Origin of the sequence: Synechococcus sp. F70.1 (genome assembly GCF_047502745.1) — a bacterium.
Classification (GTDB): domain Bacteria; phylum Cyanobacteriota; class Cyanobacteriia; order Thermostichales; family Thermostichaceae; genus Thermostichus.
The window spans coordinates 25,998-45,618 of the sequence record NZ_JANSJL010000124.1 but is presented as its reverse complement, the minus strand read 5'-3'; the positions used below and the strand labels follow the sequence as shown (position 1 = coordinate 45,618).

16 protein-coding genes are annotated in these 19,621 nt (G+C 59.8%); 15 read left to right on the top strand and 1 reads right to left on the bottom strand.

Translation table 11 applies throughout. The features are described 5' to 3' along the window. Window positions 1-43 precede the first annotated feature (43 nt). The 15 genes from NW860_RS11420 (at window position 44) to NW860_RS11350 (ending at window position 19,103) form a co-directional block, all read left to right on the top strand. Entirely contained in the window at window positions 44-277 is a 234-nt protein-coding gene (locus tag NW860_RS11420; RefSeq protein WP_414514314.1) for an S-layer homology domain-containing protein, read from the top strand. A 118-nt stretch (window positions 278-395) separates the two neighbouring features. Continuing rightward, complete coding sequence (locus tag NW860_RS11415; RefSeq protein ID WP_414514279.1) at window positions 396-1,322, top strand: hypothetical protein; 927 nt, start codon at window positions 396-398, stop codon at window positions 1,320-1,322. Between the two features lie 84 nt (window positions 1,323-1,406). Then, the gene (locus NW860_RS11410) at window positions 1,407-2,627 is read left to right on the top strand and encodes a DUF445 domain-containing protein (protein ID WP_414514277.1); all 1,221 of its coding nucleotides are present in this window, start codon (window positions 1,407-1,409) and stop codon (window positions 2,625-2,627) included. Between the two features lie 27 nt (window positions 2,628-2,654). Further along, window positions 2,655-4,316 (top strand): bifunctional metallophosphatase/5'-nucleotidase, encoded by a 1,662-nt coding sequence (locus tag NW860_RS11405; RefSeq protein ID WP_414514275.1) that lies wholly within the window; start codon window positions 2,655-2,657, stop codon window positions 4,314-4,316. Window positions 4,317-4,447: 131 nt separating this feature from the next. Further along, on the top strand, window positions 4,448-5,176 hold the full coding sequence (gene grpE, locus NW860_RS11400) for a nucleotide exchange factor GrpE (protein ID WP_414514273.1): 729 nt from the start codon (window positions 4,448-4,450) through the stop codon (window positions 5,174-5,176). Window positions 5,177-5,323: 147 nt separating this feature from the next. Continuing rightward, the gene (gene dnaK / locus NW860_RS11395) at window positions 5,324-7,132 is read left to right on the top strand and encodes a molecular chaperone DnaK (protein WP_414514271.1); all 1,809 of its coding nucleotides are present in this window, start codon (window positions 5,324-5,326) and stop codon (window positions 7,130-7,132) included. A 74-nt stretch (window positions 7,133-7,206) separates the two neighbouring features. Next, window positions 7,207-8,388, top strand: coding sequence for a molecular chaperone DnaJ (gene dnaJ / locus NW860_RS11390; protein WP_414410527.1), 1,182 nt, complete (start codon window positions 7,207-7,209; stop codon window positions 8,386-8,388). Further along, window positions 8,385-8,648, top strand: a complete 264-nt coding sequence (locus NW860_RS11385; protein ID WP_414423293.1) for a sulfurtransferase TusA family protein — start codon at window positions 8,385-8,387, stop codon at window positions 8,646-8,648. The genes dnaJ and NW860_RS11385 overlap by 4 nt, the downstream gene beginning before the upstream one ends. Further along, a complete protein-coding gene (gene rsgA, locus NW860_RS11380; protein ID WP_414514269.1) occupies window positions 8,645-9,703 on the top strand; it encodes a ribosome small subunit-dependent GTPase A in 1,059 nt (352 codons plus the stop codon). The genes NW860_RS11385 and rsgA overlap by 4 nt, the downstream gene beginning before the upstream one ends. Before the next feature lie 127 nt (window positions 9,704-9,830). After that, the gene (locus tag NW860_RS11375; RefSeq protein ID WP_414514267.1) at window positions 9,831-11,267 is read left to right on the top strand and encodes a hypothetical protein; all 1,437 of its coding nucleotides are present in this window, start codon (window positions 9,831-9,833) and stop codon (window positions 11,265-11,267) included. Between the two features lie 45 nt (window positions 11,268-11,312). Next, window positions 11,313-12,299, top strand: coding sequence for a pentapeptide repeat-containing protein (locus NW860_RS11370; protein WP_414514265.1), 987 nt, complete (start codon window positions 11,313-11,315; stop codon window positions 12,297-12,299). 96 nt (window positions 12,300-12,395) lie between these two features. After that, window positions 12,396-13,856 (top strand): sensor histidine kinase, encoded by a 1,461-nt coding sequence (locus NW860_RS11365; RefSeq protein ID WP_414514263.1) that lies wholly within the window; start codon window positions 12,396-12,398, stop codon window positions 13,854-13,856. A gap of 43 nt (window positions 13,857-13,899) precedes the next feature. Beyond that, the gene (locus NW860_RS11360; RefSeq protein ID WP_414514261.1) at window positions 13,900-14,703 is read left to right on the top strand and encodes a sensor histidine kinase; all 804 of its coding nucleotides are present in this window, start codon (window positions 13,900-13,902) and stop codon (window positions 14,701-14,703) included. Window positions 14,704-14,749: 46 nt separating this feature from the next. Then, on the top strand, window positions 14,750-15,490 hold the full coding sequence (locus tag NW860_RS11355) for a response regulator (protein ID WP_414514259.1): 741 nt from the start codon (window positions 14,750-14,752) through the stop codon (window positions 15,488-15,490). Between the two features lie 550 nt (window positions 15,491-16,040). Further along, complete coding sequence (locus NW860_RS11350) at window positions 16,041-19,103, top strand: glycosyltransferase (protein WP_414514257.1); 3,063 nt, start codon at window positions 16,041-16,043, stop codon at window positions 19,101-19,103. A gap of 7 nt (window positions 19,104-19,110) precedes the next feature. Here NW860_RS11350 and NW860_RS11345 read toward each other — a convergent pair whose 3' ends face one another. Beyond that, on the bottom strand, window positions 19,111-19,611 hold the full coding sequence (locus NW860_RS11345) for a ribonuclease H family protein (RefSeq protein WP_414423285.1): 501 nt from the start codon (window positions 19,609-19,611) through the stop codon (window positions 19,111-19,113). Between the last annotated feature and the right edge of the window lie 10 nt (window positions 19,612-19,621).

Below are 19,621 nucleotides of genomic sequence, written 5' to 3'. Positions count from 1 at the left end.
CTTCAACCCTTCTGATATCAGCACCTAATGGGGTGCTTAGTACATTGCCGGGCTCAATGGACGGCAGATTATCGGCGGCTTCCCGGACGGCACCTTTCGCCCCAACGATGTCCCCAGCCGCGCCCAGGCCATCACTGTCTTGACCTGCGCTGCCACTAACGGCAAGCTCCTTGAGGATCCCGGCCAAATTGACGCTATCTTGGCCGGCTTCGAAGACGCCAACCTGGTTCCCAACTTCGCCCCTGCCCCCATCGCAACAGCGGTTCAGGAAAACTAGCGGACGTGCCCGGCCAGTAGGCCTTAATAGTGCTTCTTGGCCCTTGCCACCCCTACATCTAGGGGGGTGAGGCCAGTCAGGATGCTAAGCTACTGCCAGGTGTGACTGGATGGGATCCATGAGCTCAGCGTTGCGGCCATTTTCGCTGTCGTGGCAAAGGGTTGGCTTGGGGTGGCTGGTGGGCGGAGTGCTGTGGGCTGCTGCGGCTACTGCAGTTGCTGCCCAGCAGTTTGAGTTTACTCCCCAAGCTCCTCAGCCCAGTCCCGTCCCCACCCTCCCTCTGCTCAGCGACCCGCCCGGTTCCACGGCTCCGCAAGCCCTGCCGCCGGTGCCTCAGGTGCCGCAAATGCCGCTGGATTCCACGACCCTGGTTTTGGATCCAATCCCGGTGGTGCCCGCTCAAACAGCCCCAGGTGAGCAAGCTTCTCCAGGCGAAGCCTATTCCTACCAGCGGCGGCCCGACCTTAGCCCAGGGGGAAACCGGGCCGGAGCCACGCGGGGCGAGCTGCCAGCCGGTACCCGCCTTCTCCTCACAGTCTACCGCCCCATTACCTTCCAGCCCTACCAGGCCATCAGTGCCCATCTGGAGGTTGCTGAGCCGGTGGTGGATCGCTTTGGCCAGGTGGTGATCCCGCCAGGGAGTGTGGTGTGGGGCACCTTCGAGCCGGTCTACCAAGAACTGAAGCTTTCTAGCCGGGAGGTGGAGGGCGCCAGTTCCCAAGAGCGGGTTGTCGGCAGCCGCTTTGTGGCTCATCGCCTCACCATTGGCTCTTCCACTTATCTCGTCAGAGGTCAGTCTTCTCTGCTGCCGGTTGGGCTGGATCGCAACACCGATATGGGCACCACCGTCGCGCGGGGAGCGGGCTACGGAGCAGCGGGCGGGCTGGCCTTAGGGGTGCTTACCGGGGGATGGGGTTTCTTGCCCATCTTGGCCGGCAGTCTCGTGGGCGCAGCTGCCAGCGCTACCAACATTGACCGGGTGGTGACGCTGCAGCCCAATACCCTGGTGGAGCTGGAACTCACGGACAGCCTGATCATCCAATAGCGTGGGCAGTGTTACCCCGGCTTGCTAAGGCCGGAGCAGTCAGCGGCAGGTCGGTAGAGTAGAGAAGAGCCCCTAGTTTGCCCCATGGCCGTCTGGACCTACGTTGTGCCCCCCTTGGCCGGGCTGGTGATCGGCTACTTCACCAACGACATCGCCATCAAGATGCTCTTCCGGCCCTATCGCCCCTACCGGGTCTTCGGCTGGCGCATTCCCTTTACCCCCGGCCTGATCCCGCAGAATCAGCCCCGCCTGGCCAAGCAGATTGCCAAGACCATTATGGGATCCCTGCTTACGCCGGAGGAGCTGCACAACTTGGCTCGCAAGCTGCTGCAAACCGAGCGCATGCAAGCAGGGATCCGCTGGCTGCTAGGGGTGGCTTTGGATCGGCTGCAGGATCCCCAGCACCAACAGCAAACGGCGCAAGTGCTAGCTCGCATCCTGGCGGATCTGTTTAACGAGTCGCTGCCTCGCCTGGTGAAGGTGCTTGCCCGTCAGGAAACCTTTTTGGAGGGGCCAATTAACCAACTGTTCGACCAGGTGCTGCTGGAACTGCGCCTCAATGCGGAGCAGGCCCGGCAGCTTTCGGAGTGGATCCTGAACCAGGCGCTGCCCCCAAAGGTGCTGCGGCAGAACCTAGTGGACTTTCTTACCGATCGCAACATCGAAGCCTTGGATGAAGAGTTTCGCGAGCGGGCCACCGGCTCCTACTGGGTGGTAGCCAACTTGTTTGGCCTCAAAAACGCCCTGCTGCGTCTGCGCGCCTATTGCCTGGAAGATCCGGAAGGTGCAGAAGCCCTCTTGGCGGATCTGCTCAAAGACCTCAACGCTTCGCGCCGCCTGACAGAGCTCTTGCAGAACCTCTCGCTGCAAAACCTGCCCCTTTCTGCTGTGCGCCAGTTGCGCCGCACCCTGCGCGACGGGATCCAAGACTACCTGCGCTCCCAGGGAGCCGATGCCATTCGCAGCTTGGGAGAGAGGATTGACTGGGAAAAGGTAGCCAGCTTGGTGTTGGGGCGGCTGCGCAGCTCCAAGGCTGTGATGGCCTCCATTGACCAGATCAGTGCTGATCTCGCCTTGATCCTGGAGCGCCACTTGGAGCGCGACTTAGAATCTCTCATGATGCAGGTGATCCCCGTGTTGAACTTGGATCAGGTGATTGCTGACAAAGTTAACGCCACTTCCCCTGCTGAGCTGGAGCAGGCCATTCAGCAAATTGTGCGTCAGGAACTGCAGGCCATCGTCAACTTAGGAGGGCTGCTGGGATTTCTGGTTGGCTGCGTACAAGTGCTGTTTTTGCTGAGGTGAGCTGTTGGCTGCCGTTAGGATAGTGGAATGAGGTTAACAATTCTCCACACCTCCGATCTCCACGCCAACCTGCATCCCTGGAACTACTTTACCGGGAGCCCTGCAGAGCACGGCCTAGCTAAGGTAGCCACCCTGATCAAGGAGGTGCGGGCTAGTAGCCAAGACCCGGTGTTGCTCATTGATAGCGGCGACACCATTCAGGGATCCCCCTTAGGCACCTACTACGCCCAGGTGGAGCGGGCCTCTCCTCACCCCATAGCCCAGGCTCTCAACGCCCTTGGCTACGATGCCTTCACGCCAGGCAATCACGACTTCAACTTTGGGCTGCAGGTGCTGCAGGATTTCGCCGCCGACCTTCGCTGTCCCACCCTCTGCGCCAATATTCTCCGCCACAACGGGGATCCCCTCTTCCAACCCTACGTCATCCGGGAAGTGGGCGGGATCCGCGTTGGCCTGTTGGGGCTGACCACTCCCCGCATCGACACCTGGGAGCGTCCCGACTACATCGCAGGGCTGCGCTTTGCCCCCCTGCTGGAAACGACCCAGCACTACCTGTCGCTGCTGCGGCCTCAGGTGGACGTGCTGGTGCTGATTTTGCACAGCGGCCCTGACCGGTTGCCCCCTCTGCGCACCCCCGAGGCCTGGCTTAGCCTGGAGCGCTCCGGCTGGGTGAGCAACAAGAGTCTGGCAGGAGAAAACGAGCTGCTGGCTTTGGCCCAGCTTGAGGGCATCGATGTCATCCTTTCCGGCCATACCCATCAGACCATTGCGGGCTTAGGGGGAGCTAAGGCCCTGGTTGTCCAGCCCGGCTACTGGGGTAGCCACCTTTCCCAAGTTTCCCTAGAGCTGGAGCGCCACGGCAGTGGCTGGCAAGTGGTTCGCAAAACCGCCCAGTTGCTGGCGGCAGAAGGGATCCCGGCCGATCCCCAATTCCTAGCCCTCACCGAGCCCTACCACCAAGCTACCTTGCGCTACATCCGCCAGCCCATTGGCTATGCCTGCTGTGCCTATCGCGGCGGGCTGGCAGCCCGTTTGGGAGCCAATCCTCTAGCGGAGCTGCTGCATCAGGCCCAACTGCAGGCGGTGCGGGAGGCCGGCCTCTCGGCGGAGCTCTCTCTGGTTAACATCTGTAGCAATGCGGGGTTGGCGGCAGGCCCCATCTTCCTGCAAGACGCCTACAGCCTCACCGTCTACGACAACACCCTCTGCCTTCTGGAGATCACCGGCGACATTCTGCGGCGCGCTCTTGAGCAGACGGCTGGGTATTTTCGCCAGTTGGATCCCAAGCACCTGCCAGCCGATCCCAAAGCTGTTGTCGCCCCCGAGGCTCGCGGCTACACCTTCGACCTCTACCACGGTATCCACTATTGCTTTGACCTCACTCGGCCCGTGGGCGAGCGCCTGGTCAGCTTGCAATTTCGCGGCCAGCCGGTGCAACCGGAGCAAACCTTTCGCCTAGCCATCAACCACTACCGCGCCGGTGGGGGCGGTGGCTACAGCATGTTCCAGGAAGCCCAAATGCTCTGGATCTCTGCCGAGAGCATCCGCGATTTTCTCGCTCGCCACATCCGCACCCATTCCCCCCTCCAGCCCATCTACAGCCACAACTGGCACCTCATCCCCAACTTGGCCGAGATCTACTTTCCCCGGAGCTTGGATCGATCCCAGGAGAGTCTGCTGGTGGGCTAGAGCCACCAACGCCACAACTGGCCGCTAGAGCAGCCGGTAGAATACGATCAGCATAGAGCCTGGTTTGGCTACAGCAGTGGTTCTGAGGCGCCAAACTTGGCAGTTGTGGCTACTGCTTGGTGCTTGTCCTTATGACTGCTGAAGAAAAGCAACCGATGCCCCCAGAAGAGACCTATCCTGAGCTCCAGGAAGAAGAAATCAACGTGGAAGCAGAGCTGGAGAAGCTCATTTTGGAAGACCGTGAAGCAGAGGTCGGCACCTCCCCTAGCGAGGCTTCTCCAGATCTCAACGAGACCCTCAGGCAGCTCCAGCAGGAGTTGGAAATAACGCGCCAGAAACTGAAAGAGAAAGAAGACTCCTACATACGCCTTTACGCTGACTTTGAGAACTACCGGAAGCGTACTCAGCGAGAACAGGAGGAGCTTAGCCAAAGGGAACGACGGCGATTTGTGCTGGAGATCCTGCCGGTTGTAGATAGCTTTGAGCGGGCCCAGCAGCAGTTAAGGATCGAGACTGAGCGCGAGCGGGAACTGCACAACAGTTACCAGAGCGTCTATCGCCTACTGGTGGAGTCTTTGAAAAAAATGGGCGTATCCCGCATGAAATCAGTGGGCCAGCCCTTCGATCCCAGCCTGCACGAAGCCATAGCCCGCCAACCCAGCAGTGAGTACCCCGAGGATGTGATCGTTGCCGAATATCGGCCAGGCTACAAGCTGGGCGATGTGGTGATTCGCCATGCCATGGTAGCTGTCTCTGCGGGCAGTCCCACCCCTGAGCCTTCTTCGCCAAGCGAGGGGGCCAACCCTCAACCCAGGGCTGAAGATACCCCTGATGCTTCCCCAACTGCTCCCAGTCCTTAGCAAAACTGCTTCCATGAACCTTGACCAGTAGAGCCTAACCCCCTTCAGAGAGCTACAGTGAAGGTGAAAGCACCACCTGAAGGTTTCTGGGGGACTCTGGGCAGAATGATTCAGTGGGATGGCGTTTGATGCGCGGGAAAAGGGGCTATGGGGAGGGTTGTCGGGATTGACCTAGGGACTACCAACAGCTGTGTGGCAGTCTGGGAGGGGGGTCAGCCCGTGGTGATTACCAATGCTGAGGGAGGGCGCACCACCCCTAGCATCGTCGGCTTTGCCAAGAACAATGTCCGCTTGGTGGGACAACTGGCCAAGCGCCAGGCCGTCACCAATGCAGAAAACACCATCTACAGCATCAAACGCTTTATTGGCCGCACCTTTGCTGAGACCGAAGAAGAGCGGAGGCGGGTTCCCTACAAGGTGATCCCTGGCCGGGACAACATGGTGGAGGTGGTGGCGCAGGATCGCGCCTACACCCCCCAGGAGATCTCCGCCATGATCCTGCAAAAGCTAAAGGCCGACGCGGAGGCCTACCTAGGGGAGCCAGTGACCCAGGCCGTGATTACCGTCCCTGCCTACTTCACGGATGCCCAGCGCCAGGCTACCAAAGATGCCGGTACTATCGCGGGGCTGGAGGTGCTGCGCATCATCAACGAGCCGACAGCGGCAGCTCTCGCCTACGGGCTAGACAAGCAGGATCAGGATCTGCGCATCTTGGTCTTCGACCTGGGTGGGGGTACCTTCGATGTCTCTGTGTTGCAGGTGGGCGGCGGCGTGTTCGAGGTAAAAGCGACTGCTGGCAACAACCACTTGGGCGGGGATGACTTCGACCGGCGAATTGTGGATTGGCTCATCCGTCAGTTTCTCGAGACGGAAGGGATCGACCTTTCTCAAGATCGCATGGCCCTACAGCGGATGCGGGAGGCGGCGGAGAAAGCCAAAATCGAGCTCTCCAGCACCCAGGTTACCTTGATCAATTTGCCTTTTATCGCCGCCGACGACTCTGGGCCCAAGCACCTGGAAGTGGAGCTAACCCGCGCCAAGTTCGAAGAGCTGGTGCGAGATCTGGTAGAGGCCACCGTCGAGCCTACTTTCCAGGCCCTGCAGGATGCAGGCCTCTCCCCGGAGGACATCGACCGCGTGCTGCTGGTGGGAGGATCGACGCGGATCCCGGCTGTTCAGGCGAAAATTCGGCAAATCTTCAAAAAAAATCCAGATCGCTCTGTCAACCCCGACGAGGCAGTGGCCCTTGGCGCAGCCATCCAGGCAGGCGTGTTGGGCGGAGAGGTCAAAGACCTGCTCCTGCTGGACGTGATCCCCCTCTCCATTGGCGTGGAAACCTTGGGGGGGGTGTTCACCCGCATCATCGAGCGCAACACCACCATTCCCACCAGCAAAACCCAGATCTTCTCCACAGCCACTGACGGCCAGACAATGGTGGAAATTCACGTCCTGCAGGGGGAGCGGGCCATGGCTAAGGATAACAAGACCTTGGGCCGTTTTCAGCTAACTGGGATCCCGCCAGCCCCTCGCGGAGTGCCCCAGATTGAAGTCTCGTTTGATATCGATGCCAACGGTATCCTCAAAGTCTCAGCCCGCGAGAAGAGAACAGGGCTTGAGCAAAGCATCACGATCACCAACCACGGCGGCCTCAGCAGCAGTGAGATTGAGCGAATGAGCCGGGAGGCGGAACTCTACGCGGAAGAAGATCGCCGCCGGCGCCAGTTGGCGGAAGCTCGCAACCAGTCAGACAGCCTGCTCTACAACTACGAAAAGACACTGCAGGACCATGCCAGCCGCCTCAGTGAGGCCTGCCGCCAGCGGGGGGCCCAGGCAGCGGGCACATTGAGGACACTGCTGGCAAATGATAACGTAGACTTAGCGACTTTGCAGAAGGCAATGGAAGAGCTGAGGGCAGCGCTGCTGGAGATGGGGAGCGAGATTTATGGCCCTTGCTGAGCAAAGTTGCCGTTAGGTCGTCTAGCCAGTTGTGTCTTCAGCGAGTTTGAGCTTTCTTTTTCTGAAGCGTTTCTATGGCCCGCGACTACTACGAAATCTTGGGGGTTAGCCGTGGTAGCTCCAAGGAGGAGATTAAGCGCGCCTATCGCCGGCTAGCTCGCAAGTACCACCCCGATGTCAACAAGGAGCCAGGGGCTGAGGATCGCTTCAAGGAGATCAACCGCGCCTATGAGGTGCTCTCCGATGACGAGCTAAGGGCCCGCTACGATCGCTATGGCGAGGCAGGGCTAAGCGGAGCAGCAGCAGCCAGTGGGTTCCAGGATTTTGGTGGCATTGGCAGTTTCGCTGACCTGTTTGAGAGCTTTTTCACCAATTTTGCCGGAGCAGGGATCGGCTATGCCCGTAGCCGCCAAGGGCCGGTGCGGGGGGATGATTTGCGTTTTGACCTGAAGCTGGAGTTTCTTGAAGCCATCTTCGGGGGCGAAAAGCAAATCCGCATCAGCCACCTGGAAACCTGTCCTGTCTGCGGGGGCAGCGGCGCTAAACCGGGCAGGGGTATGAAAGCCTGTCCCACTTGTGGCGGCATTGGCCAGGTGCGACGGGCCACCCGAACGCCCTTTGGCAGTTTTACCCAGGTCTCCACTTGTCCCACCTGCGGAGGAAGCGGCCAGGTGCTGGAGGAGCCCTGCTCCCACTGCAACGGAGAGGGAGTGATCCAGACTACCAAGAAGCTGCGCATCAACATCCCTGCCGGCGTGGACAGCGGCACCCGTTTGCGGGTTGCAGGCGAAGGAGACGCCGGTCGGCGTGGCGGCCCGCCAGGAGATCTCTATGTCTACCTGTCGGTCGAGCCGGATCCCGACTTCCAGCGGGATGGCCTCACCATTCTCTCCGAGGTGCGGGTGAGCTACCTGCAAGCTATCTTGGGAGCCAAAGTCTCGGTGCCCACGGTAGACTCAAAAGCCGGCCTAGAGGAAGAAACGGAGCTAGTCATCCCCCCTGGATCCCAGCCAGGCACGGTGCTGGTTTTGGAGGGCAAGGGGGTGCCGCGTCTTGGCAACCCAGCGGTGCGGGGTGACCACAAAGTCACGCTGGTGGTGGAGATCCCCACCCGCCTCAGCGCAGAAGAGCGAGAGTTGCTCCTACGCTTGGCTGAGCTGCATGGAGAACGCACCAACAAGCGGGATGGCTTCTTGAGCGGGCTGTTGCGTGGGCTAGCCCAAATGCCTGGCCATCGGGAACGGGAGGAGGAATGATGGCAGAGGCAGTTCCCCCCCAAGACGTAAAGCTGGTTCTGGATCAGCGCGGGATCCCCTGTCCGCTCAACTACGTGCGCGCTAAGTTGCGCCTAGAACGCATGGCCCCAGGGGAGCTGCTGGAGCTGTGGCTGGATGCAGGGGAGCCCCTGGAGCAGGTGCCCAAGAGCTTGACGATGGCGGGCCATTCCATTGAAGGGCAACAAGCGGCGCCCGAGGGACACTACATCCTCTGGGTACGCCGTGGGAACTTGGCATGAGCCACCGGAGGGAGGGGCAGGGATCCACTTGCACCGGCTGGGTGCGAGCTGCCCAGGCCAACTTTTATCGCGTGCGCATCGATCCCGAGCTGGCTGCCCTCTTTCCCGAGATCGAGGGGCATTTCCCCGCCCAAAAGCCGCTGCCGGCAGAGCTCCTCTGCACAGCGCGGGCCAAGCTCAAAAAAGGGGGACAGCAGGTGATGGTGGGAGACTGGGTGGAGGTTAGCCTGCCCCCAGCAGCTGCTCCTCTTTGGCCAGAGCGGGGGGCGATTGAGGCCATTCTGCCGCGGCGAACTCAGCTGTCGCGGCCGGCCATTGCCAACGTGACCCAGGTCCTGGTGGTGGTGGCTCTGGCGGATCCGGAGCCCGACCCCGACGCCCTCAGCCGTCTGCTGGTGCAAGCAGAGGCCAGCCACCTGCGGATTCAGGTGGTGTTCAACAAGTGTGACTGTGTCGAAGCGGCGGTAGCCGAGGAGTGGCGACAGCGTTCGCAGCGGTGGGGGTATGAGCCGCTGTTGGTCAGTGCCCTGACTGAGGCCGGGATCCCCGAGCTCCGCCGTCGTTGTCGGGATCAGATCTCCGTGGTAGCCGGCCCCTCGGGGGTAGGCAAGTCCAGCTTGCTCAACCGGCTGCTGCCAGGTGTTCAGCTGGCCACCCAAGCGGTGTCAGAGAAGCTGCGCCAGGGGCGGCACACCACCCGCCACGTGGAGCTGTTCCCTCTGCCAGAAGGCGGTTGGATTGCCGATTCGCCGGGGTTCAATGCTGGCGAAGGGATCCCGCCGGTTTCACCTCAGCAGCTAATCCACTGCTTTCCGGAGGTGCGGGAGCGACTGGGCACCTGCCAGTTTCGCGATTGCCTGCACGATCGGGAGCCGGGCTGTGGGCTGCGGGAGCTGGACTGGGAGCGGCGAGCGTTCTACCTGCAGCTTTTACACGAACTCCAGGAAGCGCAAGCGGCAAGTTTCAAGCCAAGCGGGGAAAGACATCACTTTCCCTGCCGCAAGCAGAGCCGTCAGATCCTAACCAATCCCGAACTCGACTGGCAGGAGGATTGAGGCAGCCTCTGCCGCAGCCAAGGTTATTGTCTCCGCCGCTGGCTTCATGATGTGATGATGGTGGTACCTCTTGGGCCATGCTCCTCCAGAAACAGCCTAAGCCTAAAGCTCTCGCGTAGCAGCTCTTATGGCTCTCTCGGATCCCCTTGGCCTTGTTGTGCAGGCGGTGCAGCAGGGCGGGTACGCAGACCGAGTGAAAAAGCTGGTTTACTTCACTTGCACCCGCACTTGGACCAACGACGCCAGCAAGCTGAGCGAAGGGGAGCTAAGGGCCCTGTTGGAGCAGCTCTGCCGTGAGCATGCGACCCTTGAGGACCTGGGCCAGCGTTTTCGCGACGCCATCCATTGCCTTAACAAAAAGGCCGAGTACGCCCGCATCGCCAAGCTGCTGCTGAGCAAGCTCCAGCCCCTCTACCAGCCTTCTCAGCTACCCCAAAGGGATCTCAGCAGCTCAGCCAGGGAGGCTCCTCCGCTGGAGTACGGCGGCCTACACCTGCACAAGCAGGCCTACGATCCGTTTGAGCTGCGGGCTGGGCTGATGCAGCAGACCAGTCCGTTGCGGGCCAAGCTGGTTCTGTTTACAGCTCTGTACCACAAGCTAGAGCCCACAGGGCAAGGGTTGGCGACCCTGAGGCGCTATAGCCTCGACGAATTGCTCAAGGCCCTCTACGAAGCCTGCAACTCCCCCCAGGAGCTAGAGGCGCGGCTGCAGCAGGCGGTGCAGCAACTCCAGGAACCTGAGCAAGATGCCCAGGCAGCCAATGCCCTGCTGCAGATGTTGCAGCCCCTCTACGCTTATGTGCCCCTAGAAACGGTTGCCGGCGGGGGGCTGGCTGCCGAGACCCCCACTGCTGATCTCGACTGGCTAAAAGGGGAAAGTGCGGCTGGGGGGGTGGAGTCCAGTGGCATGAGCTGGCTGGAGCCGGAACTTTCCCTAGCTGGCCCTCCTGCCATCGCAGCTCAAGAGCTCCCGGAACCCTGCCGCCAACTGCTGCAGCGCAGCGCCGGATCCCTGATGGTTACCCTCGAGAACACCCTAAGCGACTTGGGCAATGCCCTGGACGAGATCCTGCAGGACGAGGATCCAGCCCAATACCTCGCCCTCAAGCACCAGGTGCTGCGCGGCTTTCTCAAAGACTTTGAGGGATCCGCCGCCTTGTTTAGAGGGATCCTTGAAAAACTGGAGCAATCCGAGTGGCGCTTGCTAAGGCCGACAGAAGAAGGGGTCGAGACGCCACCTCAGCCAGGAGATCCCTATGCGGCCCTGCGGCAGGTGCTGGCCAATAGCGATCTGGCCCAGCAGAAGCCTCACCTGCAGCAGGAGGTCATGCGCTTGGTGCGGCGCAGCAGTGGCACGCTCAAAGCCGCCATTGAAAATGCTCTGAGCGAGTTGGGACAAGCCTTAGAGGAGCAGTTGCAGAGCCATCCTCTCGAGGAGGCACTAGTTCTCAAGTACCAGACCTTGCGCGTCTTTTTGCAGGAAATCGAGGCGATCTCCGCCAAGTTCACCACCTTCCTAGCGCGCATGGAGGAGGCGGAGCGCCGTCTGTTTGGCCTGGCCTGAGAGTCGGACCTCTTAAAATGGCTGCTAGGAGCGGACCAGCCTGCCATGGATGCTAAAGATCTGCTCCGTCTGTACCGAGGGGGGTGCACTTCCTTCGTAGGCGAGAACCTGGCCGCCCTTGACCTCAGCCGAGCCGATTTAATTGGGATAGACCTCTCCCAGGCCAACCTGCAGAGAGCCAGCTTCATCTTTGCCTACTTGGGGCGAGCCAAGCTAAGCAAAGCCAACCTGGTGGGAGCCGACCTCAGTGGAGCCAACCTCAACCAGGCCGACTTGAGCGAGGCAGATCTCAGGGACGCTCAACTGCACGGTGCCACCTTGCAAGGGGCGGACTTGCACCGAGCCAACCTGAGGCTGGCCCTGTTGATTGACGCCAACCTCATCGATGCCGATCTCCGCTGGGCCGACTTGACCAGCGCCAACCTGGAGGGGGCTTGCCTGCGTGGAGCCAATTTCCGCTACGAGAGCCGCCGAGGGGCGGTGTTGCGCAGCGCCAACCTCAGCCGCGCCGATCTTAGGGGGGCCAACCTATCGGGAGTAGATCTGACGCGGGCCAATCTCAGCAGGGCCAACCTCAAAGAGGCTAGTCTAGTTGGGGCGCACTTGCAGGGGGCCAACCTGCAGCAAGCCTGTTTGCAGGGAGCCATCCTCAGCAACGCTGACCTAAGGGAGGTTTGCTGTTTGGGCGCAAACTTGCAAGGGGCGCAGATGGGAAAGGCCAATTTGAAGGAGGCGAAGCTTAGCCAGGCCAACTTGGCAGAGGCCAACCTTAGCGAAGCAACTCTAGAGGGTGCCGATCTTTCTGCTGCCTGTCTGTGCTCGGCCAAGCTGGCGCGGGCGGATCTGAGTCGAGCCAATCTGGCTGGAGCTGATCTGCGGTCTGCCAACCTTGTGGACGCCTACTTGGGTCGCACCAACCTAGAAAATGCTGATCTCAGCAACGCCCTCCTCACGCGCGCCGATCTGAGCACGGCCAACCTCAAGGGGGCCAACTTGCGTGGAGCCACGCTTCCCGATGGGCGAACTGGCTAAGGCGGGGATCCACCCCGCTAAAGGTGAGGTTTTCCGCTGTCTGAGGGGCATGGCAACCGCTACTCTACCAGGGGAGGGGTGGGAGCAGAGGGATCCGTGAACAGCCGCCGATTTCTGTCCCTGCTGGAGGCCCTTTGGGCTGAGCTGCCCCTGCCAGAATGGTTGCCGGGGGCAGGGGGGCGCGTCTGGCAGCAGGCGGTGGCTGCGCTGCTGCGGCTATGGCAGGAGGTGGGTCAATTTGGCGTGGTTATCGGCGGGCCGGTACCCTGGTGGCCTTTTTGGATGATAGGGGATCCGCCCTCCCTAGAGGCGTTGCCATGCCGCCCCGGAGAGCTTGCGCGGGAGGCCCCTTGGCTGTTTACGCCGAATTTGCCGCCGGAGTCTATCCCAGCTCCTGGCCACATCGTGATCCCTCTCTTGCCCCAGGATCCGCTGGTGGAGGAGCCATTCCTGCTGCTGCTTACGCCTGCTTTTGCCGTGATAGCCGTCCAGGGGTACCACCCCCACACCCGCCAAAGGGGAATGATGCTCTCTTTCGAGCCGGAAGTGGTGCGGCGGGCCTGGCAGAACTTGGAGGAACGGGTGCAGCAGAGCAAACCCGAGCAGCTAGCCGCTTGGCGGGAGCTGGCTCTCCACTACCCCCTGACCAAGCCTCCTGGGCGGGTGCTGGCTCGCTTTAGCAGCTTTCTCCTGCTGGGTTCACTCGCTGAGGCGGGATCCCCGCCTGCCCGCCTGCCTCCCGCCAGAACCGAAGGGGAAAGCCGGGCAGCCCGACCCAAAGAAAAGTCGCAGAAGCCCCCTTCCGCTGTGGGAGCAGACGCCCGCACCCCTGCTGCGCCAAGCTCCCAGAGCAGCCTCTCGGAGGCGGAGCTATTGCGAGCTCTCATCCACGAGATCCAGACTCCCCTCAGCACCATCCGCACCCTGGCCAGTCTCATCCTGAAGCGGCAGGACCTGCCACCGCGGGTGCGGGAATACGTGGAAAAGATTGACCGCGAATGTACCGAGCAAATCAACCGCTTCAGCCTCTTTTTCCAAGCCACTGAGACAGTGATGCCCCCTGCTGGGAAAGGGGAGGGGCGCCGACTGCAACTGGAGCCGATTGCGCTGGTGGATCTGGTGCGGCAAAACCTGCCGCGCTGGCAAGACCAGGTAGAGCGGCGGGGATCCCGCTTGGAGTTGGAGATCCCTGCCGAGCTGCCCGATGTGGTCAGCGATCCCAAGGCCCTGGAAGCGGTGCTATTTGGAATCATCGACCGCCTGGCCCGCAGTACCCCCGCTGGCAGCCACATCCGCGCCCAATTGCTCAGCGCTGGCGAGCTGGTGAAGCTGCAGTTTCAGGTAAACACCCCCGAGGGGAGTGACACCTCTAGCTTGGAACTCAAGTCCCCTCAAGCAATTGGCCAGTTGCTGGTGGTGCAGCCAGACACTGGGGCCATTAGCCTCAGCCTGCCAGTGGCCCAAACCCTGTTCCGGGCCTTGGGGGGCTATCTCACTGTGCGCCACCGGGCTCGGCAAGGGGAAATTCTCAACATCTACTTACCCCGCCAGCTCTAGTCCGGATCCCAGGCTCGAGGAGATAGGGCTAGGATCCATTTATGTGCCCCAGGAGAGCCGAGAGGGGGGATCCATGCCAGCAAGAAAAAAAGTTGCCCAGCCCCAGCCAGAGCCTGAGCCTGCCTACAAGGCCAGGGCTGCCAGCCCAGGGGAAAGGATCACGCTGCCTGTTCAGCAGCTTTCCACCCTCATCCACCAGATGCGCAACCCAATCACGACCTTGAACATGCTGGCCAAGCTGCTGCAAAAGCACTTGCCCCCTGAAGATCGCAACCACTGGATTGGGCTCAGTATCGAAAAAGAGTGTAAGCGCCTGCAAGACCTGCTGGGCGAGTTCGAGCGCCTGGATGGAGTTCCAGGCCCCCTGCAGCTCCGACCCCTCGCCCTAACTGACTTGCTCCAGGAGTGGATCCCTCTCTACCAAGCCCTGGCAGAGACCCAGGGGCATCGCTTCCAAGCCGTTTTGCCCTCCTCGCTGCCCCCAGTTCAGGTGGATCCCCGGGCTCTGCGCCAGGTGTTGGACAACCTCATCGACAACGCCTGCAAATATACCCCTCCGCCAGGCACCATCCAGCTTAGGGTGGAGGTTAGGCCTGCAGAGGAAGAGGCCAACGGCCCCGCTCAGCAGGAGGTGTGGATTGCCGTCTGTGACAGCGGCCCCGGCATCCATCCCGAAAACCTGGAGCGGATCTTCGATCCGTTTTTTCGCGCCGATCTCACCAAGCCCGGGCAGGGTCTGGGGTTGGCCATCAGCCGCGACTTGGCCACCCAAATGGGAGGAGATCTCCAGGTGGAAAGTTCCCCCCAGGGCTCCTGCTTCCGCCTCCGCTTGCCCACGCCCTCCTAGAGGTTAAACCTCTGCAAAACCTTGAAAGCTATCCAGGAGTTGTGCAATGACCCCTTCTGACCACGCCAAACCCGAAACCGCCACTGGCAAGTCGGCCCGCATCCTGCTGGTGGATGACGAGCCGGGCCTGCGGGAAGCGGTGCAAGCCTACCTCGAGGACAGCGGCTTCGAGGTGATCCCGGCTGCCAACGCCCAACAGGCTCTGCAACTGCTCGGCACGGCACAGCCCCAGCTAATCATCTCTGACATCATGATGCCGGGCATGGATGGCTACCAATTGTTGGCGCAATTGCGAAAACTCGAGCCCTACAGCCATCTGCCGGTGGTATTCCTCACCGCCAAAGGGATGACCGCCGACCGCATCCAGGGCTACCGGGCCGGCGTCGATGCCTACTTGCCCAAGCCCTTCGATCCAGAAGAGCTGGTGGCCATTGTCTCCAATCTCATTGAGCGCTCCCGCGCGGCTAGCCTCTCGGAAGTGGTGGCCCGCGAGCTGGCCTCGATTCGCGCCCTGTTGTCGGAGCGTACCCTGGCTGCCGCTCCTCCTCCACAGCCCTCTGCCCCTACCTCCTTGCCTCCACCCATCAAGGTAGAGCTGACGCCACGAGAACAGCAGGTGCTGGAGAAGGTGGCGGAGGGGTTGATGAACAAGGAGATCGCCAAGCAACTGCAGACCAGCGTGCGCAATGTGGAAAAATACGTCACCCGCCTCTTGAACAAGACGGGCACCAGCAGCCGCACGGAGCTGGTGCGCTACGCCCTCACCTACGGCCTGATCCGGTTGTAGTCCGCTTCCGTTACTTGCGCTCCCGCCTCCTGAACCAGCCGATCCCCAGCCCAGGCTTGCAGCTCCTTCGCCTCTTCCGGTTTGGTGGAAAAGGCCAGCGCCAGGGGCGCCGACGGAGGGACCAGCGCTGTCTCTGGCAGAACATCGTCAGGAAGCCTGAGCTGACAGGATCCCAGAAGCCAAGAGCTTCCAACCACAATCAAGAGAGGGGGAGAGTTTGGGGACGAAACTGGAGACGAAGCTGAGGCTGCGTGATAGCTACTTAGGCAGCTAGTGGTTGTAGCCAATCGCAGCACTTGGGCAGAGGCCCACGAAGCCAAGTTCTTAAGTAGAAGTTGCGCCTAGCACCATCTTCCCTTTAGCCTTAGCAAACCGAAGCGCATGGAATACTTGCCCCGTGCGCTACCGACGAGATGGGAATAGTGAGTATCCGAAGAGGTAGTTCTCCCTTCCCTAGGAGTCCTCCCTTTTCCAAAAGTTGAAACTCTTGCTATGCTTGGGCAGAGTCACTTTCTCCGCCTGTAGGGAAGAGCACTAGAGGTTACTAGCTGTGACACAAGCCAAGAACTTCGAGCAGTTAGGAGCTTTATTTTGGCAAGGATCTTACTCTGACTTTTTTGCCCAAGCTGAGCAAGAAGGTATCCCTTCAATTCTCCTGGAGACCATTGCTCTATCCATTGCCCCTGAGTTTGCGGAAAGGTATGGGGGTGGATCTCCGGAAGGATTGCTGTGGCCACAGGCAAGGCGATTTTTGCAGGTTCTTTCGATTGTCTATCAGCCTGTTGCAGAACGCATGCGGCAGGAAGCCTTGAAGCTGCCTGCACGCGACTACCAGCGACTCCAGCTCCTGGGACACAGCCTTGACTACTTCGCCAAAGCTGGGGAAGAGGATTCTGTGTGTCTAGTGCTGAAACAAATCCTAGAAGATTGGCCACCCGACGCTTTTGCCAACTCCCTTTATGATCCTCCGCTGGGAGAGGAGGTGGCGCGCCTGTGGCTATTCCAGATTACTCGATACCTTTATGACCTCTTTCAAGACGAACCTGATGCCTTTTCATCTCAAGTTAGTTCCCTCTATCATTTCTACCATCGAGAAGCTGCTGTTGCTTATAGTCATTGGGTCGGCCAACAACGAAAAAATGACTCTGCTCAGCCAGAGTGGTACATCCCACCAGAGATTCGACTGGATGAACCTTTCGGGAAGGCTCTTGCAGAAATCTGCAGGGATTCTTCTCTGCAAGTGGTAGTCGAGATAGGAGCAAGTAGTGGCGAGGGATCCACAGCTGTTTTGCGATATGCTCTTCCCAAATCTGCTCGTATTTACAGCATAGAAGCTCATCCTGAGCGCTACAGGGAGTTGGCTAAGAGGGTAAGCGAGGATCCCCGCTGTATTCCCATTCACGCTGCTGCCCAGCCTAGGATCGCTACAGTGGAGGAGGTGGAAGAATGGTTGGAATCTGGCTCTAGCATTTGGACTCCCTATGGCCGAGAGCAGGCTTTACAGTGGCGTCAGGGGGATGAAGACTTACTCAAGTCTGTTCCCACAGATGGGGCAAGCCGAGTTCCCAACCCCGACCTTCTTCTCATCGACGGTGGCGAGTTTACAGGCTGGTACGACCTGCAAGCTTTTTTAGAGCGGGGTGCTCGTCCCAAGTATATTGCCTTGGATGATATCCTTGCTTTCAAGAACAACCGCTCTTTCAGGGAGCTTCCTAGCTGTGGCTACCGACTCATTCGCTGGGGAAATGCCCGCAACGGCTTTGCCATCTTTAAGGATATTAAAGCTACCCTTCCTATTCATTTCTTCACCATTGTATTGGATGGACAACCCTACATTGAGCGCCACTACTCTGTCCTCTGTCAGTTGGATAGGTTAGGGATCCCCTGGCAATGGGTGGTGGTTGAGGGCGTTGCTGCCTTGCGGCATGACACAGGGTGGAGTTTGGCCAACGGTGGCCGGATCCCTGAGGAGTATGCTCAAGGGCACAGCTTAGATGGCACAGTTGAATACTTGAGAGACTTGGCGGCCAAGGATACCCATGTTCGGCTGGTTCAGAAGCCTGATGGCCAGTTTTGGGATGGCCAAATCGAAATGGTCAGGGCAGCTCAGCCTGATTATCCCTGCTTGCTGTGGCAGTTGGATGCTGATGAGATTTGGACAGCTGAACAAATCCGACGGGTGCATCGACGATTTGAAGCAGACCCCAGTTTAGAGGCAGCTCAGTTCTACTGTCGCTACTTTGTGGGCCCCAATCTTGTGTTGGACAACAAAGGCAAGTGGGGCAACAACCCTCAGATGGAGTGGTGGCGAGTTTGGAGGTGGGATCCCGCTGAGTGTGAGTGGCAAACTCACGAGCCGCCCATATTAACCCGAAATGGACAGGTTCCTAAGAAGGTTTTGACTGCAGACCAAGCAGAAGCAGAGGGCTTAGTGTTTGACCACTATGCCTATGCGTTGCGAAAGCAGGTGGAGTTTAAGGAGTCCTACTACGGCTATCAAGGGGCCGTAAAAGCCTGGGAAGAGCTGCAAAAAGCGGAAAAGCCCTGCTCGCTGCAGCCCTTTTTCCCCTGGGCATACGGGGATCCCTTAGTGGTAGAGGTGCGGGAGCGTCTTCACCTGTTTGTGGATGGAGTGTTCTTCCAATTTGCCCAAAGTGGTATTGCCACGGTTTGGCGCAACCTACTGCGAGAATTGCCCCGCTTTGGGATTCGCGTTACTTTCTACGATCGGGGGGGCATAGGAGAGCTACCCCAAGGTGTGGAGAGAATGCAGGGGCATCCCTTTAGCTATGCCTACTGGGATGATCCTGAGTTGCGGCAAGCCTTTGCTTGGTCGGGGGCGGACGTTTTTATGAGCACTTACTATACCTATCTAGCTCCTGACGTTCCTCAGGTGCTCCTGCTCCATGACATGATCCCAGAGCTACTGGGTTGGGATCTGGCAGATCCCATGTGGCGCCAAAAGCACGCCGCCCTTGAAGTAGCCACTCGCATCATAGCGGTTAGCCAAAACACGGCCCGTGACCTCCTTCGCCTAACTGGGAAAGAGGCGGTGGTAGCTCACCCCGGAGTTGACACCAGTGTGTTCAAGCCGGATCCCTCGGCTACCCCCAAACACTGGCTACTCATTCAATGCTCGCAAGGAACCTACAAACGACACGAGTTGTTCTTCGAGGCTTATCAGCAGTGGTCTTACAAGCCCTTTCCTGTCCTTTGCACCTATGGGTCGTTTGTTCCAGAGACCTACCGGCAAGCTGCAGCTCCTCAGCCTGTCTTCAGCGCTCGCCTAGATCTACAGGGCATGGTTCATGCCTACCAGAATGCTGTAGCTCTGGTTTACCCAAGTGCCTATGAAGGATTTGGGCTACCGGTATTGGAGGCCATGGCCTGTGGAACCCCTGTCATCATCTATCCCAACTCTGCCTTGGTGGAAGCGGGAGGAGATGCTGCGTTCTACGTAGAAGATTCCCTGGCAGATACGATGGCTCAGGTTTTGGATCCGAAGCTGCGCGCTGCAAAAATCAGCAAAGGCTTGGAGTGGGTCAAGTCTTTTACCTGGGAGCGCATGGCCAGAACGGTTCAGGAAGTCTTGCACTCTGCCGTGAGGCGATGAATTAGAATTACTTGGGTCGGGCGCGGGCGACCAGCTTATCCACATACTCGTTCCAGCGCAGACCCCGATGGGCTGGGATCCAGACCACCCGCACCTGAGGGCACTCCTGCTTGAGTTGATATAACTCCTCAACCAGATCCAAGTTTTCCACTGGCCCTGTGCGCCGCCGCCATCCCTGGGCTGCCCAGCGCTCCATCCAATCGTTATAAGTCTGCACGCAAAGGTGGGAGTCGCTGTAGATGGTCTCTACCGCGTTGCCCAGCGTATCCCGGCAGTATTGCAAGGCCCGAATGAGGCCGGTCAATTCCATGCGGTTGTTGGTGCTGGCGGGATCCCCTCCCCAAAACTCTTCCACAACCTGGTTGTCTCGAACCACCACTACCGCCCATCCCCCTGGTCCTGGGTTGGGAGAACAGCCCCCATCGGTAAAGATGCCGCTGTGGGGACATGCAACTAGCTGAGGAGGCTGAGCTACTGAGGTCTTGCCTGGCTGGGAGCTCTTAGCCATAAGTGGAAAA